The sequence below is a fragment of the Streptomyces sp. NBC_00984 genome (assembly GCF_045162475.1).
In the GTDB taxonomy this organism is placed as follows: domain Bacteria; phylum Actinomycetota; class Actinomycetes; order Streptomycetales; family Streptomycetaceae; genus Streptomyces.
Genome location: NZ_CP108734.1, coordinates 2225209 through 2241937, shown reverse-complemented (window position 1 = coordinate 2241937; position 16729 = coordinate 2225209). Strand labels below are relative to the sequence as shown.

Genomic DNA, 16729 nt, shown 5'->3' with positions numbered 1-16729 from the left:
CCTGTGCTTCGACGTCGCTCGGCTCGCCCGTGCTGCCGTTCTCGCGCTCCGCGCAACCGCGCCGAAGGTGGTCCGAAGGCTCCCAGGCACACTCTAGGTGTTGCAGCCCGTCGTCAAAAAGGAAGATCCACACATGATTACGCTCAAGAAGGAAGACGGCCCGGCGGATCTGGACGGAGTGACTCATCTGTCCATCGGAGTGTCCTGGGATCCCACCGCCGGCAGCAGCGGCGGGGTGATGGGGATACTCCGTCGCAAGTCCGGTACCGACCTCGACCTGATCGCCGTCGCGATGCAGGGCGGAGACCCGGTGCGCCTGGCCGGCCTCGACTCCCTCGATCCGATGGGCAACGGCTCACTGGTGCACAGCGGCGACAACCAGACCGGGCACGGGGACGGGGACGACGAGACGGTGACCGTCGAGTTCGCGCGGCTCCCGTCCCACATCACGTCGATCGTGTTCGTCGCCGCCGCCTACAAGAAGGGCAGTTCCTTCCAGAAGGCACGCAACATCAGCTTCAAGGTGTACGACGCGACTGGGGGCACCTCCCAGCAGGTCGCCGACATCTGGCCGAGCATGCTCACCCAGGACAACGGTTGCGCCGTGGCCAAGGCCATTCGCGTGGGCGACAACTGGAAGCTCGAAGTGATCAATACGACGGGCAAGATCAAGCAAGGCAATGAGCACGCCCTGATGCGCTTCGCCGTCAGCAAGTAGTACGTGATGGCCGGCCCCGGGTCAGGCCCACGTCTGCTCGGTGGACCGCCGGGCGGACCGGCGATGCCTCCCGGGGCGGCCGCGCGAAGGCCACGAGCCGTCGGTTGGCCGAGCCCGGCGAGGCCGTGCCCCCGCCCTTTCCCGGACGCCTCCGATGCCCACGTCCGGGCACACCGTCCTTCTGGGGTGGTGTGTGCATCCGCTTCCGGGCGGTGCTACCCGTACGACAGGTTGGAGCACAGGTCGTCGTCGGCCGAGCGGGCGTCGTCGGCGACGGCCGTGGGAACCCCGGTTGCCTCGGCTGCCGGGCTCTCGGCTGCGGGGCCCCCGGCCGTGTAGGACCTGCCCAGGGTCACACTGATGCCCGTGCTGGACGCCGGATGCAACTGGGCACCGGGGAAGAGCCTGGCGAGGTTCCGGGCCTGGTTCTTCTGCCCCGGCCCGTACTCGATCACGGTGTCGGCATGGTCCTGGGTGCTCGCGTTCGCCGTACCGATGACGGTGAAGTCGTGGTCGGCAAGGGTGGCTGCGGCACGTGCGGCGAGTCCTCTGGTGGTGGTGCCGTTGTAGACGGTGACGTCGACGCCGTCCCCGGAGAGGGGCTCGTCGGTGCTCGGCGGGGCGGAGGCCGCCGCGCCCTTCTTGCCACTGGCGTCCTTGCCGTCGATGGTCCGGTCGGCCCGCAACGCGGCCCAGAGCTGGTCGGCGGCCGGCTGGACGATCGCCACGCGTGCACCCTCGTATCGCCAGGGGATGGTGACGAACTTGGTGTTGTGCAGGTCGATGTCCCTCAGGGACATCGCGAAGGAGATCAGTTTGTCGGCCGAGCCGAGACCGGGGTCGACCGTCATCGACCTGGTGGCGGCGTCGGCGAGCGGCAGCAGCTTGGTGGGAGTGAGGCCGTCACTCTTCACTCTCGTGATCAGGCTGGCCACGAACGCCTGTTGGCGCTTGATGCGTCCTATGTCGGAGCCGTCGCCGATGCCGTGCCGGATGCGTACGTAGTCCAGAGCCTTCTGCCCGGAGACCGTCTGTTCCCCCTTGTCGAAGAGGAGTTTCCCCCGGGTGGCGCGGTTGGGGTTGAGGTCCTTCTGATGGATGTCCTGCGGCAGGCACACCTTCACGCCACCGACCACGTCCGTCAGCTCCGCGAAGCCCTTGAAGTCGACGACCACCGTGTGGTCCACGCGCAGCCCGGTGAGTTCCTCGACGGTGTTCTGGGTGCAGGCGGGACTGCCCTTGGCTGTCTGCCCCACGGAGTAGGCCGCGTTGAACATGGTGTTGGTCCGCGTGCTGGTCCAGGAGCCGTCCGGCAATTTGCAGGGCGGGATGGTGACCAGCGTGTCGCGCGGAATGGATACGGCGACGGCGTGCCGGCGGTCGGCGTAGACATGCAGCAGGAAGGCGGTGTCGGAACGGCCGATGTCGTCCTTGTCGCCGCCGCCCAGCGCGCTGTTGCCGCCGGTACGCGCGTCCGATCCGATGACGAGGACGTTCTCGCCCTTCGCGGCTTCGGGACGGTCGCCGGAGATGCCGTCTGCGCTGAAGGTGTCGATGTTGCCGTTCAGTTCGAAGAAGATCCAGCCGAGCCCGGCTGCGCCGAGCACGAGTATGGACAGCACGGTCACGAGGGTGATCCGCAGACGACTGCGTCTACGGCGCCGCCCTGCGCGGACGTTGTGATGCCCGCCGTCCCGCGGCGCAGGTGCCGTGCGCCGCCGCCGTGCTGAAGCCGCCGAGTGGCTGGTTGTCATGCGTACGCCCTCATCCGTCTGCCTCGTACGAAGGGGACGTCCGACCCCACTTCATAGTTGTACAGTTGCGCAATGTAGCAAGTGTTGCAGGCGGCGTGGTGCACTCGGCGCCCGCCTCTGCCGAACGAAGAGAATGGGGTGGGCGAGATGCTCCGCAACGGACTGGAACCCTGGCACCTGCTGATCGTGGCGATCGTGGTCATCGTGCTGTTCGGCTCGAAGAAACTGCCCGAGGCCGCCCGGTCGCTGGGCAAGTCGATGCGCATCCTCAAGAGCGAGGCCAAGGCCATGAAGCAGGACGGCGCCGCGGAGACGTCCGCGGCCCCTGCCGACGACGCCTCGGCGCAAGACGCGCCGCGCATCATGCGGGCGGCGCCGGGGGATGCCGCGTCGGCCCGCCCCGCCGCGGAGAGTGACGCCGTCCGTTGAGCCGCGCGTAACGCGCCCGTCAGGGGCTGACCCCGTCGAAGCCGTACCGCAGCGTCTCGCTCTTCACCCGGAAGTCGCGGTGGTAGATGTGCAGCGCCTCCGCGTGCACGCCGTTCGGCGGGGCTTCCGGCTCGCAGGGGCAGGTCACCTGGATCGTCGGTGGCCGGTCGACGACCCGCATCCGTAGCCCGTCCGCGGGCCCTCCGACCAGTACCGCCGCTTCCCGCCCCGCCGGGCTGCCTGTGTTCATGGTGATAGTTTAAGCATTGCGCAACTATTGAAGTGAAGTGAATTGGGTCACGCCACCTCGGCGGTGACAACACCCTCGCCACCGGGCCGCGCAGCACCGTGGTGGCGTTCGATCCCGTCCGCGGCAAGGAACTCTGGCGGATCGACCCGCAGCAGACGGCAGGCACAGCGGCTCTGGCGGTCCGGGGACGGCACCTCCACGGCCTGTCACGCAAGGGCGGCCTCTTCGTCATCGACCTCCGCCGGCGCACCCTCGTGCACCGGGCGGACATCAGGGAGGTCTGCAACGGGTTCGCCGCCCTGGTGACCAACCGCGGTGTGGTGTACGGAGTCTCCGACACGACCGTGTTCCGCTTCGACCCCCGAACCTTCGCCGTCAGCACCGTCGTCCCCGCCGCCAACGGCAGTTGGTACAGCGGCTCCCACCTCACCAATGACGAGGCCGGCCATCTCTACACCATGCGCGGCCGCAACCTGATCCGGATCACCGACAGGCCGGGCCGCTGACCGTACGACCGATGGGGAACGACTACAGGAAGGGACGCGGAAATGCACAGGAAGACAATGGTGCGGGCCTCGACCGCCCTCGCACTGGCGGGGACTCTCTGCGTGGTGTGCCTGAACACCGCTGAGGCAGGTCAGGACCGGCCGAACCGGTCCGCGGCGCAGCAGTCCCGGAGCAGCGCGCATTCCACACTGCTCGGCATCGACTACCGGGACGGCAGCCTCGATTCGGGAATTCCCGGACTGACGACGACGCACGCCACCGCGCAGGACGCCTCGTCCGTCGTCAAGTCCGGCGACGACTACGCCATCACGCACAGGGTGACGCTCGGAGACACCGGCTACGAGTCGGACGGAGCACCACGCAGCGAGAGCGCCACGAACAACGTCCCCCAGGGGGTGTTCCAGGTGGGCGACGTGCGCCGGTACGAGTTCAGCGTCCTCCTGAAGGACTGGAAGACCTACGAGCCCGGGGACTCGGAGAGCGGCGACATCATCTTCCAGGGGAAGCACGCCGGCGGGAACCGGCCGTCCTTCTACCTGATGACCAAACGCAACAGCATCGCCTTCCGGTCACCCACGCTCGAACTGCAGGCGGATGTGGTCGACGACTTCCGTCCGTACGTCAATCAGTGGATGACGTTCCGCGTGGACGTCCGCTGGACGGACGACAAGACCGGCTACTACAGGATCTCCAGCCGGATGCCCGGAGAATCGGACTTCGCCCTGCGGAAGACGTACGAGAACGTGCAGACCTTCCACCCCAAGAACCCCACGAATCTCGGCTACATCAAGTGGGGCCTCTACCGGCCCGGCCAGAGCATCGAGAACGGAGACGTTCCGACGCGAGTCGTGCAGCACGACAACATCAGCATTCGGGATCTCGCGGGCGGGTGAGCCCGAAGGGGCGGGTGCCGGGGGCCCGCCCCGAGATCGAGTCCCGCCCCGTCAGCGGCGGGCGGACTCGCGGGCGCTCTCCACCGACTCCTTCAGGGAACCGGCGGCGATGTCCCGGAACTGGACCAGCCGCGGCACATGGCCGGACTTCGTCATCTCGGAGTGCAGGAACTCCAGGTTGTCCGCGAGCGCCACCATGCCGAACGCGGCGCGCAGATAGGGCTCCTGGAAGTCGGAGCCGTGCCTGGGCGTCCCGGGCCCGTACGCGCCGCCGCGGGCCGTGGCCACGATGGTCCGCTTGCCGGAGAGCGGGCCCTTCCCGGTGGTGAGGTCCACGATCAGCGGTGGAATGGCGATCCGGTCGAACCAGGCCTTGAACGCGGACGGTACGGAGAAGTTGTACATGGGCAGGCCGATCACCAGGGTGTCGGCGACCAGTACCTCCTCGATCAGCTCCCAGCTGAGGGACCAGCTGGCTTTCTCCTCGGCACTCTGCGCGGCGTTGCGCGCCTCGGAGAGATCGCGAATGCCCGCGGTCTCCAGGCGGGTCACGATCTCGATCTGCGCCGCGTCGACATGCGGAATCGGACGGGCCGTCAGGTCGCGGTGAATATAGGTGCCCTGTGGATGTGCCGCCTTCCAGGCCACGGCGAACTCGGTGGATACCTGACGGGAGACGGATTCGGGACGGGCGCTGGCGTCGAGGTGGAGCAGTGTGGGCATTCTGAACCCCTCTGTGGAGGATTGTTGGGAGGGCTTCCTATTCAACCGGTCAACACCTTTGTGTGTCCCGTATGTTGGCGTGACGGTCGACGACAGTCGACGTAAGCCGGAGTGACGGTAGAAACGGTAGATACGTGCTCGACATACGGAAACTGGTGCTGCTCCGCGAGGTGGAGGCGCGTGGTTCGATCGCGGCGGCGGCCCAGGCCCTCAACTACACGCGTTCCGCGGTCTCGCAGCAGCTCTCCGCGCTGGAGGCCGAGACGGGCGTCGCGCTGGTCGACCGGGGCAGCCGGCGGGCCGGGCTGACGGTGGTGGGCAGGGCGCTCGTCGAGCACACCGAGAGGATCCTGGACGGCCTGGAGACGGCCGAGTCCGAACTGCTCGCCGCGACCGGCAGGGTCCATGGGGAGCTGCGGGTGGGCGTGCCGTACCACGAGGGCCCCGCGCTGCTCGTCCCCGCGCTCACCCGGCTCCGGGCCGCCCATCCGGAGCTGCGGATCACCCTGCACCGCGCCGCGGCCTCCGAGAGCCAGCAGGCGGTCCGGCTGGGGCGGCTCGACATGGTCATGGCGGCCCAGTACGACCAGGTGCCGGAACCCCGGGTGCCGGGGCTGCACGAGGAACCGCTGGCGAACGACCGCGTCCGGCTGGCGGTCGCCCCGGAAGACGTCTCGCCGACCGCCGGCGGGTCCGGCGCCGTGGAGCGGAAGCTCGGCGAATTCGCGGACCGGTCCTGGATCCTCGACCGGGATTCGGGGCTCGGCAAGCTGGCGCTGCACGCCTGCGCCGCGGCAGGGTTCGCCCCGGACGTGGTGGCGGACACCGGCGACATGCAGGCCGCCCTGGGGCTGGTGTCGCTCGGGTGGGGGGTGGCTCTGGTGCCGGACCTCGTGCCCGACCGGCCCGGCTACCCCGTCCGCCGGATCCGTCTCGAAGGCCCTGAGCTCATCCGCCGGGTGTCCCTGGTGGTACGGCGCGGCGCCCTGACACGACCCGCCGTCGCGGCCGTCCTCTCGGCGTTGCGGGAGGGAGCCGGCGGGCTCGTGCAGGGCACCACGGCGCAGCCGCGGCCGAAGTAGCGACCGCGGCAGCCGACGGACGTCAGCTCTCGATCAGCCGGCGGAAGAGGACGGTGTCGAAGATGTCCTCCATCCGCACGGCTCTGCCGTCGCACAGCGTCCAGGAATGGACGAACGGCATCGTCTCGGTACGGCCGCGTCTGGACGTCACCTGCCGGGTGCCGAACACCACCACCCGGTCGCCCGACTGCACGAACTCCTGCGGCTGCAGCCGCATACCGCTCAGCACGGTCGGAACATGGGCGAGGAACTCCTTGACACCCGTGTGGCCGTGCCGGGTGCCGCCCAGGCCGTACTCCGCCATCCCGTCGGGATGGATCCACTCCACGTCCGGGGCGAGGGTCTCCAGCAGCGCCCCGACATCACGGGCGCCGAACGCCCGGTAGGCGCGATGGATCAGCTCGCATTCGGCGGACCGCCCGGGGTGCCGGGACAGGTAGTCCGTCATCACCAGGGTCTCCATGCGAGTCTCCAGACGGGTCGGCATGAGGGACGTCCTCTCTTCAGTGGCGGACATGCTCGGGGTACAGGCTTTCGAGGGTGCGGCGGATGCCGTCGCGCCAGCCGACCCGGCACGGGCCGGTCAGCTCCCGGCGCAGCGTGGGGTCGAACCGGTAGGTCTCACGGGTGACTTCGCTGGGTACGAGCTTCGCCTCGATCCCGGTGAGCGCCTCCATGTGGCGCACGCAGTCGGTGATGCCGACCGATTCGTCGCCGCCCCAGTTGACCACCCGCGCCGGGGCCGTGGCCGCGCGCCAGAGCGCGGGCACCTGGGCCACCAGATCGTCGGTGTGCAGCAGCGAGCACCAGTTCTGGCCGTCCAGGGGTACGGGGATGGGCTCACCGGCGAGCATGCGCTTGAAGTACAGCATCGGCACGCCGCCGTAACCGCCGGGTCCGTACGCGATGTTCAGCCGCGCGATCGTGGTGGGCAGGCGGAGCACCTGGGCGAAGGCCCGTACCGCGCCCTCGGTCCCGATCTTGCCCACGGGATAGGCGGGCAGCCAGTCCGCCACTCCGTCGACCGGGTCGGTCTCGGTGTACTGATGGTCCAGCGACCGGCGTGCGTAGAGCGCGCCCGTCGATACGTACAGGAATGACTCCGCGGTACGGCAGTGCGTCATCAGCCGGCCCGCGGCCACCGCGTTCACCTCGGCCGTCGCGTTGAAGTCGCCGTCCTCGCCCCGCCGCACGGCGGAGTGGAGGACATGGGTGAAGTCCTCCGGGACGCCCTTGAGCGATTCCCCCGAGAGGTCGTCCATGTCCCACCGCCAGGTGGTGATGCCCTTCTCGGCCAGCTCCTGCTCGACGCCGGCGGTGCCGAAGCGGCCGAGGCACCAGACGTCGTTCTGCGCGGCCAGCGCCTCCGCCACGGGCCGGGCGACCTGCCCGGTACCGCCGGTGACCAGGATCTTCTTGCCCTTCGGCAGGCCCATCAGCGGGTCTCTCCTCGCTCGTTCGCCGACTGCTCCGCCGCGGCCCGGTCGGCCGCGATGCGGTCCGCGTCGCCCAGTGCCCGGTCCAGTTCCCGGCGCAGGATCGACTGGAAGGACGCCACGTGCTGCGGGCTCATCAGCGTGTAGTGCTCGCCCGGGACCTCGATGTAGCGGTTCGGCCCGGTCGTGTACTCGTCCCAGCGGCGCAGTTCGTTGTTCAGCCAGTCCTCCTTCGTGCCGCGCAGCGGGATGGCGTAGAAGACGTTCATCGACGGCACCGATCCGCTGGGCTCGTAGGAACGGCCCAGGTCGGTGAGCCGGTTGGCCAGCTCCGCCCAGGTCCCGAACTTGTCGGCATCCAGGTCCAGTTCGGCGAGGCGGTCCGGCGGGGCCAGGGACATGAGATGCGCCAGCTGCTCCTCCACGGGCCGCCCGCGCAGCCGGCCCGGCAGTTCCAGCGACTGCTTCCTGTCGATCAGGGCGAGGAAGTACGCCAGGTTGGCCGCGGTCTCCACGAAGTCCAGTTCGTCCATCCGGTACTTGATGTGCGGCGGCAGATTGAAGCTGCCGACGAAGTCGACGCGCTCGCCCCGGGACCTGAGCACCTTGGCGATCTCGAACGCCACCGCACCGCCGTAGGAATAGCCGGCGACGGCGTACGGGCCGTGCGGCTGCCGCTCCCGGATGGCCTCCACATAGGAGTCCACCATTTGTTCGAAGGTTGCGAACGGCTTCTCGCCCTCGTTGAACCCCCGTGCCCGCAGGGCGTAGAACGGCCGGTCGCCCACGAAGTACTTGGCGAGGTTGACGAAGACCAGGACCTCGCCGACGCCCGGGTGGACACAGAACAGCGGGGTCCTGGTGCCGCTGGTCTGCATCGGCACGATCGGGTCGTACTCCCGCTCCACGGGGCCGGGCGGCCCGCCGGGGCTCGCCTGCCCGCCGGGGTTCGTCTGCTCGCCGATCCGGGCCGCGAGCGCCCGGACCGTGGGCGCCGTCAGCACGGTGATGATCTGCAGCCCCGTGACACCGAGCCGCTGTGCGACCTTGCTGCGCAACCGCAGGATGTCCAGCGAAGTCCCGCCCAGATCGAAGAAGTTGGCGGTGGTGCTGACCGTCGAGGCGTCGATGTCGAACATCTCCGCGTAGATCTCCGTCAGGACCTGCTCGGTCCGGCCCCGGGGCGCCGTGTAGCCGCCGAGCATGTGCCGGGTGAGGTCGGTGACCCGGCGCTGCTCCGTGTCGTACGCACCCGACTCCAGCCGCCTGCGCATCAGGGCGCGCTGGATCTTGCCGAGGCTGGTTTTGGGGAAGGCCTCCTTGGGCAGCGGCAGGACGAGAGCGGGGCGGAACCCCCACTGCATCACCACGCTGCTGCGTACGGCGGTGAGCACCCGGTACAGCCCGGCCCGGTCGTCCGCCCGGACATCGGGGTGGAAGGCGATCACCAGCTGCTCGGTGTCGCTGCCGGCCGGACGGATCGGGAAGGCCGTCGCGTAGGAGCCCGCGACCCCGTCGAGCTGTTCGAGCGCCGTCTCGATCTCATGGCTGAAGTAGTTGACGCCGTTGATGATGACGCTGTCCTTGCTGCGGCCGACCAGGGTCAGCCGGCCCTCGTCGATCCGGCCCAGGTCGCCGCTGCGGAACCAGCCGTCGGCCGTGAAGGCTTCCTCGGTGGCCCGGGGGTTGTTGTAGTAGCCGAGGGTGATCATGGGACCGTCGAGCTGGAGTTCGCCGACCTCGCCCTCGGGCAGCGCACGGTCGTCCGGGCCGGCGACCCGGATGTGCAGTCCGTCGACCGGGGTGCCCAGGCTCGCGAACTCCGCACCGCGGTCGATGTCGGGGAAGGCCGCCCGGGAGTAGACGCTGCCGGCGCAGGTCTCGGTCATCCCGAAGGCCGGCCAGAGCGCGTGCCGGGCGAGGCCGTACGGCGCGTACCGGTCCAGGAAGGCCTCACCGGTGGCGCAGACCACGGCCTCACCGCCGCTGATGATGTGTCGCAGCCGGGACAGATCGAGCTCCTCGCCGGCCTCGGCGATGCGCTCCGCCGACGAATTGAGCAACCCCAGAAGGAAGTTGGGGGTGAAGGTCATCGTCACCCCGTGCCGGGAGGCGAGGCGCAGGAACTCCAGCGGTTCACCGAGGACGACGGAGGCTTCGACATGGAGCTGGCGGCCGCCGGTGCAGAGCGGCAGGAGATGGCACTCCAGCAGGGCGGCCACATGGTCGAAGGAGACCCAGTTCAGGGTGGTGTCCCCGGCGGTGAGACGGTGGTGGCTGTTCTTGCCCGCCATGGACGCCAGCAGATTGGCGTGGCTGAGCACGACCGCCTTGGAGTTCCCGGTCGAGCCGGACGTCAGCACCAGGACGGCCGTGTCGTCGGGAGCGGCGATGTGCGGGGCCGCGGGTTTTGCACCGTACAGCCGGTCCAGCGGGGCGACGGCGAGTCCGGGCACCGGCGGCAGTTCGGCGGCCAGGGACTCGCTCGTGATGACCAGGGGCTGGTCCAGCAGTGTGTTCACATGGGTGAGCTGGGCGGCCCAGCGCTCGGGGTCGCCGCGCAGCGGAGCCATCGGGCACGGGACGAAGCCGCCGAGCACGGCCGCCCAGAACGCGGTGAGGAACTCCTGGGGGCGTTCGAGGATCAGTACCACCTTGTCCTGCGGCCGCAGGCCGCGGGCGCGCAGCCCGGCCAGGACCCGGCCGGCGTCGTCCAGCAGCTCGGGGTAGCTCTGGTCGCGGAAGCCCGCGGTGGAACCGCCCAGGCAGTAGCGGATGCCCGAATCGGGATGGTGCTGCGCGGCGCGGAGGAGGAGTGCGGCGATGCTCTGTGAAGGTGCGCGGTTCACGATGGTCTGTCTCTCCCGTTACCTCAGTGCGTGGCGGGCGTGGTGCCTGCCGCGTGGACTCAGAGTTGCTGCACAGTGACGTTTCTGCCGGCGTCGGCGGGGAGTGCCACGGCTGCTGCCCAGCCATCGGGCACGGCCGCCTCGGTCACCCACCAACTGGTCGGAGTGGACAGGGCGTCGGTGGTCACATGGGCGGGTCCGGGGGCCCAGGCCCGGGTCTCCAGCGCGGTCAGATCGGCGACGAGCCCGATCCCGACGGCCTTGAGCACCGCCTCCTTGCGCGTCCAGCAGCGCAGGAAGAGCCTGGTGCGGGCGGGTCCTTCCGGCTCGGCGAGCACGGCTCGGCGTTCGCGTGGTGTCAGTACCTTGCCGGTGATGTTGTCGACCGGCATGTTCCTGACCGCTTCGGTGTCGACCCCGACCGGGAACGGTGCGACGGCCAGCATCGCGAGACCGAGGGAGTGGGAGATGCTGATGTGACGGGCAGTCGAGGGGCGGACCACGGCGGGCGGGCCGTGCTCGGTGCTGCCGCATCCAGGACAGGGGTTTCGGCCAAGTGAAATTTCGTCGGCCCCGACATGAAAATACGTGGCCAACAGGCGACGTACCGTTGCGCGACAAGAGACGTATTCGGCCGCTGACCTGGCTGATTTGAATTGGTGTGCCCGAGCCAGTTCTGCGCTGTCGAGCAATTCCAGATCGGCTCTGCTGTGCGAGTCCGTCGTTGTGTGCCATGACCACACATGGACATCGGCCTCGGACGGCTGGGACCGGGGGGCAGTTGCGGAGTGGAGTGGCTGTGCGCGGACTGTGCTCACCCGGTGACCGTAGGCCCGAAGTGGCCTGTTCCGACGCTGGATTGACAGCAAAAGGTCACCAGCGCTACCGCCCGTGAGGGGGTGGGTGCCCAAGGTGGCCCAAGCGGAAGTGGGAGTTATTGCTTCCGGGGTTCGGTGTGCAACTTGTTGACAGGTGGAGCGGAACGGGTCGTCATTCCGGTGGAGGTGTCGGTTCTGTGCAGTCCTTGCGAGCGTCGGCGAGCCGGGATCTTGTTGACTGGTTCCAAGCCAGCGAACTAGTGTCTGGGCGGGCTATCTGGCCTATCTGGCGCGAAAGTAATTTTCGGTTGAACTGTTGTGTGGTCAATATCTTGACGGCCGACCCAGAAAAGATTTCGATCATCAATACTGAGGGCCGAAGCGGTCAGGAAGCGGATCCTGGGTAGCCGAGGGGACACATGTGACGGGTGTGCTGATTGAGCCACCAGCGGACGGGGCGGACGAAGCGACGGCTGAGGAGCATGCCGCGCATCTGGAGGAGACGCTGCTGCAGGCTCGCGCGCTGATCGAGTCCACGGTCTCCCTGTACCGGCAGCGACCTGCCACCGCTTCCGCGGTGGCGCCCACCGACATCGCCGTGCTCGGCGAAGCCCTCGACCAGATCATCGGCCGTGCGAGACACTCGGTCAGCGTCGCGCTGACCGGCTCCGGCGAGTTCGCCGATTCCGTACTGCGCCTACTGGCCCTGGCGCCGCCCGGAGCCGCGTTGCGGGTGCTCTGCTCCGCCGAAGCCGCGGACGCCTCGCTCGCCCGGCTGCGCCGGCTTCCCGGGGCTCAGCTCGAAGTCCGGGTCTCCGAGCGCGAGTTGCGCGAGATCGCTGTGGTCGACGGCTCCGCGGCACTGGTGCGCGGGGCCGCCCAGAGCGACGGGCCGCAGGCCACCGTCGTCAACGACGCCGCGGCCGTACGTGCCCTGGAGCTGCTCTTCGCCGGCGCCTGGGCGCGCGGCCGCAAGCTCGCCGACCACCTCGGCCTGAGCCCGCGGCTGCGCAGCGAGCTCACCCGGAACATCCTGGAGCGGCTGCGGGCCGGCCACACGGACGACACAGCGGCACGTGATCTGAACGTGTCACTTCGCACCTACCGGCGTCATGTCGCGGAGATCATGCGCGAACTGGACGCGCACTCCCGGTTCCAGGCCGGCGCCCGTGCGGTGGAACTGGGGCTGCTGTCGGGATAGGAGCGAGAGCTGTTTGCGACGGGTCCGTCGTTCGGGCGGCCCGTCGATGTAACTACCAACGGGGGATGGTGGAGTTCGACGTGTCCAGAAGAGCAGAGGACGAGCTGGAGCACGCGTTGCTCGAGGTTCGGGAACTGATCGAGTCCACGGTGGCCATCCACCGGGATCGGAGCTTGCGAGAACAGCAGATCGCCACGGTCGAAGGCGGCTACGGCGCCGTGCTCGAAGCCGCCGAGGAGTTGATCGAAGGAGCGGCCCACACCATCGACATCGTGCACGCCCGGATGCCCGCCTCCAGTGAGCAGCCCGACCGGGCGGAGAAGTCCGAACGCGATCTGATCTACAGAGCGGACGAAGCGGTCACGGTACGGCTGCTCGCCAGCCCCGCGATGCTGGACGAATCCTTTGTGCGGGAACAACTCGGCCGGGAACGGCCGGTGGCGATCCGGGTGGCCCGGGTGCCCCCCTTGCAGGCGCTGCTCGTGGACGGCACCACCGGGCTGGTGGTGGCCGAATCCGCGGTCGGTCGCCGGGCCTCGCTGATCCGGGCCCCCGAAGTGCTGCACACCCTGCGCACTCTCTTCGCCAGCGTCTGGAGCAACGCCGTGCCCGCGGGCGAGCGCATCGTCTTCGGCGACCGCGACCGGGCCACGCTCGCCCGGCAGATCCTGGGCGCCCTGCGGGCCGGTGTCACGGACGAGGTCGCCGCCCGTGACCTCACCGTCTCGGTCCGCACCTACCGGCGCTATGTCGCGGAGATCATGGCGCTGCTCGGTGCCAGTTCCCGCTTCCAGGCGGGTGTCAGGGCCGCCGAACTGGGGCTGCTCCCGCCGGCCTCGGTGCCCGGTGCGGGCGGCGCGGGCTTCCGCCCGTAAAGGCGGCCTGGCAGCTTCCTGAAAGGACCGTTGCCGCTTCTCGCCCAGGGCAGTTGTATGGGTCGTCGGGAACGGGATTCCTGCTCTTTCGGAAATCCCGTCCCCGGCGGCAGGCCATCCCCCGTGCCCCGCCGTGCACGGGGGTCCGGACAGAAAGTCACGGACCCCCGTGCCTCCCGGCCGAACATCGCGCGGAAGGCGGGTCCATGAATCAATTGCCGATCGGTCTGGTGTTTCCCGGACAGGGGACGCAGAAACAAGGAATGGGTGAACCCTGGCGGGAAACACCGTCCTGGGAAATCACCACGGAGATCTCCGAGGTCACCGGAGAAGACCTCCCCGCGCTCCTCCTGCACACCCCCGCCGAACAGCTCCGGCGCACCGACCTCGCCCAGCTCGCCGTGTTCACCGTCGCGGTGGTCGCGCACGCCGAGGCGGTACGGCGCGGAGCGCTCGGCGGGCAGGTGGTGGCCTGTGCCGGCCACAGCCTCGGGGAGTACGCCGCGCTCACCGCGGCCGGCGCCCTCACCGTCGCCGCCGCCGCCGAACTCGTCGCCGTCCGCGGCCGCGCCATGCGGGACGCCGCCGAGGCGCGCGAGGGCACCATGGGAGTCCTGGTCGCCGCGCCCCTGGCGGACGTGGAGCGCCTCGTGCGGGACGTGCGCGCATCCGGCCCCGACGTCTGGGTCGCCAATGTCAACGGGCCGGGCCAGACCGTGCTGTCCGGCTCGCCCGAGGGAATCGACGCGCTCGACGCGCAGGCACCCGCCATCGGCGCGAAGATGATCCGCCTCCAGGTCGGCGGCGCCTTCCACAGCCCGTACATGGCACCGGCCGCCGAGGCCCTGCGCGCCGCCCTGAAGAACGCTCCGTTCGCCCCCGCGCATCTGCCCGTGGTGGCCAATGCCGACGCCGAGCCGTACACGGGCGACTGCGACTGGCCCGAGATCTCCACCCGCCAGCTCACCTCACCGGTGCTGTGGGAACAGTGCGTGGGGACCCTCACCGGGCCGCTCGGCTGCCGTCGCCTGGTCGAGCTCGGCCCGGGACGCACCCTGGCCGGACTGATCCGCCGGATCGACCGGGGCATCGAGACCGTGTCCGTGGACAGTCCCGGCGCCCTGGACTGACGACCCCACGCGAGCCGGGGCCTCTCGTCCGGGTCGGGCCGGGCTCACGGGGTCCGGTACGCGTGCACGGGACCCGCTCCCTGATCCCCGATCCGGCCCGATCCGGCCCGGTCCGGACGAGAGAACCCAGGAGACCGAAACACCATGGCACTTGGCACCGACAGCATCTGGTTCCGCACCTACCGCACCCAGGCCCCGCCCCGGACGAGGCTGGTCTGCCTCCCGCACGCCGGCGGCTCGGCCAGCTTCTTCCACAGCTGGGGGCACGCCTTCGGGAGCGACGTGGAGGTCATGGCCGTCCGCTACCCCGGACGGCAGGAACGTATCGCCGAGGACCTCGTCAACGACATGGAACTCCTCGCCGACGCGATCACCATGGAGCTGCTCCCCTTCCTGGACACCCCGCTGGCCCTCTTCGGACACAGCATGGGCGCCTCGCTCGCGTACGAGGTCGCCCTGCGGCTGGAGTCGCGGCACGGCGTCGTCCCGGCCGGACTGATGGTCTCCTGCCGCACGGCGCCGCATCTGCTCACGCCCCGCACGGCCGCCCTCACCGACGAAGAACTGGTCGCCGAGGTGCAGCGGCTCGGCGGTACGGACACCGCGCTCCTGGACGACCCGGACCTGCGCGAGCTGATCCTCCCGGCGATCCGGGCCGACTTCTCGGTCGTCTCCCGGTACACCGCGCGGCCCGGCGTCCCGCTGGGCTGTCCCGTCGTCGGCTACGTCGGTGACAGCGACCCCGACATCGACGTCGAAGCGGTCGGTGCCTGGGCCGGGATCGCGCCCAAGGGCTTCGATCTGAAGGTGCTGTCCGGAGGGCACTTCTATCTGGTGGACCGCCGTGACGAGCTCATCGAGGACATCCGCGCACGGCTGGCACCGGAGCTGTGAACACGGCGACCCGCCCGCGGCCGGTCAGCGGAGTCGGTGTCCTGGACAAGGCGTCGGCGGTGCTGAGCGTGGTCGAGCGGGGCCCGGTGACGCTGGCGGAACTCGTCTCGCTCAGCGGGCTCGCCCGTCCCACCGCACACCGGATCGCGGTGGCGCTGGAGCGGCTCGGCCTGCTCGCCCGGGACATCGGCGGCCGGTTCGTGCTCGGGCCGAGGCTCGGCGATCTCGCCGTCGAGGCACAGCGGCCCCGGCTGGTGCAGGCCGCCATCCCGGTCCTGGCCGATCTCCACTCCCGGACCGGCCTCGACGCCCGGCTCTTCCGGCGCCTGGACGGACTGCAGCTCTGCGTCGCCACGTCGCCCGTCCCCGCCGCCGGCGAGGAGGCCGTCCTCCTCGCCGCGCCCCGGCCCGCCAAGTCGGGCCCGGTCGCCCAGGTGCTGCTCGCCTGGGAGGACCCCGAGACGCTTTACGAGGGGCTGCGCGGCGCCCGGTTCACCGCCGCCCAGCTCGCCCTGGTGCGCCGGCGGGGCTGGGCACACGGCCCCGACCCCTCGGTGCCGGGCACCGTCACGTACTGCGTGCCCGTACGCGCCGGAGGCAACCGGGTGGTGGCCGCGCTGGCGCTGTCGGGACCGGCCGCGCGGGTGCCCGTCGCACCGGGCCGCACGCTCGGCCGCGCGGTGATCGATTCCGCGGCCGGACTCGGTGGCGCATTGCTGCGCGCCCAGGGCGAATCCGTGCCCGCGAGTCCGCTCGGAACCTGAATCCGGGACGGCGGTGGCAGCTTGTTGCAGCTGCCATTGTGGCGAATAGAACTCCTCGCCAGTATTCATTGCGAGTAATCCTGCCGCGCGTTATCGGAGCGGCGAATCCGAAAAGGGGTAAAGGCGTGTCCACTGCTACGCGCGACGAGCGTCTCGTCACCATCAAGGAAATCGTCTGCGACATTCTCGAAATTGAAGAGGACGAGGTCACCCCGACCAGTCTCTTCAAGGAGGACCACGACGCAGATTCGCTGCGCGCCATCGAGATCCTGGCCGCGCTGGAGAAGGAATTCGGCGTCGTCATCAACCAGAGCGAACTGCCGCGCATGGTGAACCTGACGGGCGTCTACGAGGTCGTGTCGGAGCCGGCCGGCTGGTAGTCCGGTCCCGCTGCGGTTGATTGGGA

At 69.6% G+C, this 16729-nt stretch carries 18 protein-coding genes; 11 read left to right on the top strand and 7 right to left on the bottom strand.

Annotated features, from left to right (window positions below):
• Positions 1-133 precede the first annotated feature (133 nt).
• Positions 134-718 carry a TerD family protein gene (locus OG520_RS09570; RefSeq protein ID WP_406012893.1) on the top strand — a complete coding sequence of 195 codons (585 nt, stop codon included), beginning with the start codon at positions 134-136 and terminating at the stop codon, positions 716-718.
• 215 nt (positions 719-933) lie between these two features.
• Here the strand turns inward: OG520_RS09570 and OG520_RS09565 are convergent, their stop codons facing one another.
• Complete coding sequence (locus OG520_RS09565) at positions 934-2472, bottom strand: LCP family protein (RefSeq protein WP_406012892.1); 1539 nt, start codon at positions 2470-2472, stop codon at positions 934-936.
• A 147-nt stretch (positions 2473-2619) separates the two neighbouring features.
• On the opposite strand from OG520_RS09565, the gene tatA reads away from it, so the two are divergent.
• Complete coding sequence (gene tatA / locus OG520_RS09560) at positions 2620-2901, top strand: Sec-independent protein translocase subunit TatA (protein ID WP_385328347.1); 282 nt, start codon at positions 2620-2622, stop codon at positions 2899-2901.
• Positions 2902-2920: 19 nt separating this feature from the next.
• Here the strand turns inward: tatA and OG520_RS09555 are convergent, their stop codons facing one another.
• Positions 2921-3151, bottom strand: coding sequence for a hypothetical protein (locus OG520_RS09555; protein WP_406012891.1), 231 nt, complete (start codon positions 3149-3151; stop codon positions 2921-2923).
• Positions 3152-3252: 101 nt separating this feature from the next.
• On the opposite strand from OG520_RS09555, the gene OG520_RS09550 reads away from it, so the two are divergent.
• Positions 3253-3657, top strand: a complete 405-nt coding sequence (locus OG520_RS09550) for a hypothetical protein (RefSeq protein WP_406012890.1) — start codon at positions 3253-3255, stop codon at positions 3655-3657.
• 42 nt (positions 3658-3699) lie between these two features.
• Entirely contained in the window at positions 3700-4551 is an 852-nt protein-coding gene (locus OG520_RS09545) for a heparin lyase I family protein (RefSeq protein WP_406012889.1), read from the top strand.
• A gap of 51 nt (positions 4552-4602) precedes the next feature.
• Here the strand turns inward: OG520_RS09545 and OG520_RS09540 are convergent, their stop codons facing one another.
• Entirely contained in the window at positions 4603-5274 is a 672-nt protein-coding gene (locus tag OG520_RS09540; protein WP_399330537.1) for an FMN-dependent NADH-azoreductase, read from the bottom strand.
• A 134-nt stretch (positions 5275-5408) separates the two neighbouring features.
• On the opposite strand from OG520_RS09540, the gene OG520_RS09535 reads away from it, so the two are divergent.
• A complete protein-coding gene (locus OG520_RS09535) occupies positions 5409-6356 on the top strand; it encodes a LysR family transcriptional regulator (RefSeq protein WP_406012888.1) in 948 nt (315 codons plus the stop codon).
• A gap of 22 nt (positions 6357-6378) precedes the next feature.
• On the opposite strand, the gene OG520_RS09530 is transcribed toward OG520_RS09535, so the two are convergent.
• The 4 genes from OG520_RS09530 to OG520_RS09515 are packed head-to-tail and all read right to left on the bottom strand — an operon-like array spanning position 6379 to position 11087.
• A complete protein-coding gene (locus tag OG520_RS09530) occupies positions 6379-6843 on the bottom strand; it encodes a nuclear transport factor 2 family protein (protein ID WP_399330541.1) in 465 nt (154 codons plus the stop codon).
• Between the two features lie 16 nt (positions 6844-6859).
• Positions 6860-7792, bottom strand: a complete 933-nt coding sequence (locus OG520_RS09525; RefSeq protein ID WP_399330543.1) for an NAD-dependent epimerase/dehydratase family protein — start codon at positions 7790-7792, stop codon at positions 6860-6862.
• Positions 7792-10641 carry an alpha/beta fold hydrolase gene (locus OG520_RS09520; RefSeq protein WP_406012887.1) on the bottom strand — a complete coding sequence of 950 codons (2850 nt, stop codon included), beginning with the start codon at positions 10639-10641 and terminating at the stop codon, positions 7792-7794. Before OG520_RS09520 ends, OG520_RS09525 begins: the two co-directional genes overlap by 1 nt.
• A 59-nt stretch (positions 10642-10700) precedes the next feature.
• The gene (locus OG520_RS09515) at positions 10701-11087 is read right to left on the bottom strand and encodes a 4'-phosphopantetheinyl transferase family protein (protein ID WP_406012886.1); all 387 of its coding nucleotides are present in this window, start codon (positions 11085-11087) and stop codon (positions 10701-10703) included.
• A gap of 802 nt (positions 11088-11889) precedes the next feature.
• On the opposite strand from OG520_RS09515, the gene OG520_RS09510 reads away from it, so the two are divergent.
• The 6 genes from OG520_RS09510 to OG520_RS09485 all read left to right on the top strand — a co-directional run bounded on the left by OG520_RS09510 (position 11890) and on the right by OG520_RS09485 (position 16703).
• The gene (locus OG520_RS09510) at positions 11890-12660 is read left to right on the top strand and encodes a LuxR C-terminal-related transcriptional regulator (protein WP_406012885.1); all 771 of its coding nucleotides are present in this window, start codon (positions 11890-11892) and stop codon (positions 12658-12660) included.
• A 65-nt stretch (positions 12661-12725) separates the two neighbouring features.
• A complete protein-coding gene (locus tag OG520_RS09505; protein ID WP_406012884.1) occupies positions 12726-13535 on the top strand; it encodes a LuxR family transcriptional regulator in 810 nt (269 codons plus the stop codon).
• A 206-nt stretch (positions 13536-13741) separates the two neighbouring features.
• The gene (locus tag OG520_RS09500) at positions 13742-14665 is read left to right on the top strand and encodes an ACP S-malonyltransferase (RefSeq protein ID WP_399330553.1); all 924 of its coding nucleotides are present in this window, start codon (positions 13742-13744) and stop codon (positions 14663-14665) included.
• A gap of 144 nt (positions 14666-14809) precedes the next feature.
• Positions 14810-15559, top strand: coding sequence for a thioesterase II family protein (locus OG520_RS09495; RefSeq protein ID WP_399330555.1), 750 nt, complete (start codon positions 14810-14812; stop codon positions 15557-15559).
• Entirely contained in the window at positions 15556-16323 is a 768-nt protein-coding gene (locus OG520_RS09490) for an IclR family transcriptional regulator (RefSeq protein ID WP_406012883.1), read from the top strand. Before OG520_RS09495 ends, OG520_RS09490 begins: the two co-directional genes overlap by 4 nt.
• Before the next feature lie 125 nt (positions 16324-16448).
• Positions 16449-16703: an acyl carrier protein gene (locus tag OG520_RS09485; protein WP_389986093.1), complete on the top strand. Its 255-nt coding sequence runs from the start codon at positions 16449-16451 to the stop codon at positions 16701-16703.
• Positions 16704-16729: the final 26 nt, after the last annotated feature.

What these genes read in the sequence shown, in the direction of transcription:
- OG520_RS09540 (WP_399330537.1), bottom strand. Translation starts at nt 5,274, where the DNA reads ATGCCCACACTGCTCCACCTCGACGCCAGCGCCCGTCCCGAATCCGTC.
- OG520_RS09495 (WP_399330555.1), top strand. Translation starts at nt 14,810, where the DNA reads ATGGCACTTGGCACCGACAGCATCTGGTTCCGCACCTACCGCACCCAG.
- OG520_RS09500 (WP_399330553.1), top strand. Translation starts at nt 13,742, where the DNA reads ATGAATCAATTGCCGATCGGTCTGGTGTTTCCCGGACAGGGGACGCAG.
- OG520_RS09570 (WP_406012893.1), top strand. Translation starts at nt 134, where the DNA reads ATGATTACGCTCAAGAAGGAAGACGGCCCGGCGGATCTGGACGGAGTG.
- OG520_RS09530 (WP_399330541.1), bottom strand. Translation starts at nt 6,843, where the DNA reads ATGCCGACCCGTCTGGAGACTCGCATGGAGACCCTGGTGATGACGGAC.
- OG520_RS09525 (WP_399330543.1), bottom strand. Translation starts at nt 7,792, where the DNA reads ATGGGCCTGCCGAAGGGCAAGAAGATCCTGGTCACCGGCGGTACCGGG.
- OG520_RS09505 (WP_406012884.1), top strand. Translation starts at nt 12,726, where the DNA reads ATGGTGGAGTTCGACGTGTCCAGAAGAGCAGAGGACGAGCTGGAGCAC.
- OG520_RS09565 (WP_406012892.1), bottom strand. Translation starts at nt 2,472, where the DNA reads ATGACAACCAGCCACTCGGCGGCTTCAGCACGGCGGCGGCGCACGGCA.
- OG520_RS09515 (WP_406012886.1), bottom strand. Translation starts at nt 11,087, where the DNA reads ATGCTGGCCGTCGCACCGTTCCCGGTCGGGGTCGACACCGAAGCGGTC.
- OG520_RS09545 (WP_406012889.1), top strand. Translation starts at nt 3,700, where the DNA reads ATGCACAGGAAGACAATGGTGCGGGCCTCGACCGCCCTCGCACTGGCG.
- OG520_RS09555 (WP_406012891.1), bottom strand. Translation starts at nt 3,151, where the DNA reads ATGAACACAGGCAGCCCGGCGGGGCGGGAAGCGGCGGTACTGGTCGGA.
- tatA (WP_385328347.1), top strand. Translation starts at nt 2,620, where the DNA reads ATGCTCCGCAACGGACTGGAACCCTGGCACCTGCTGATCGTGGCGATC.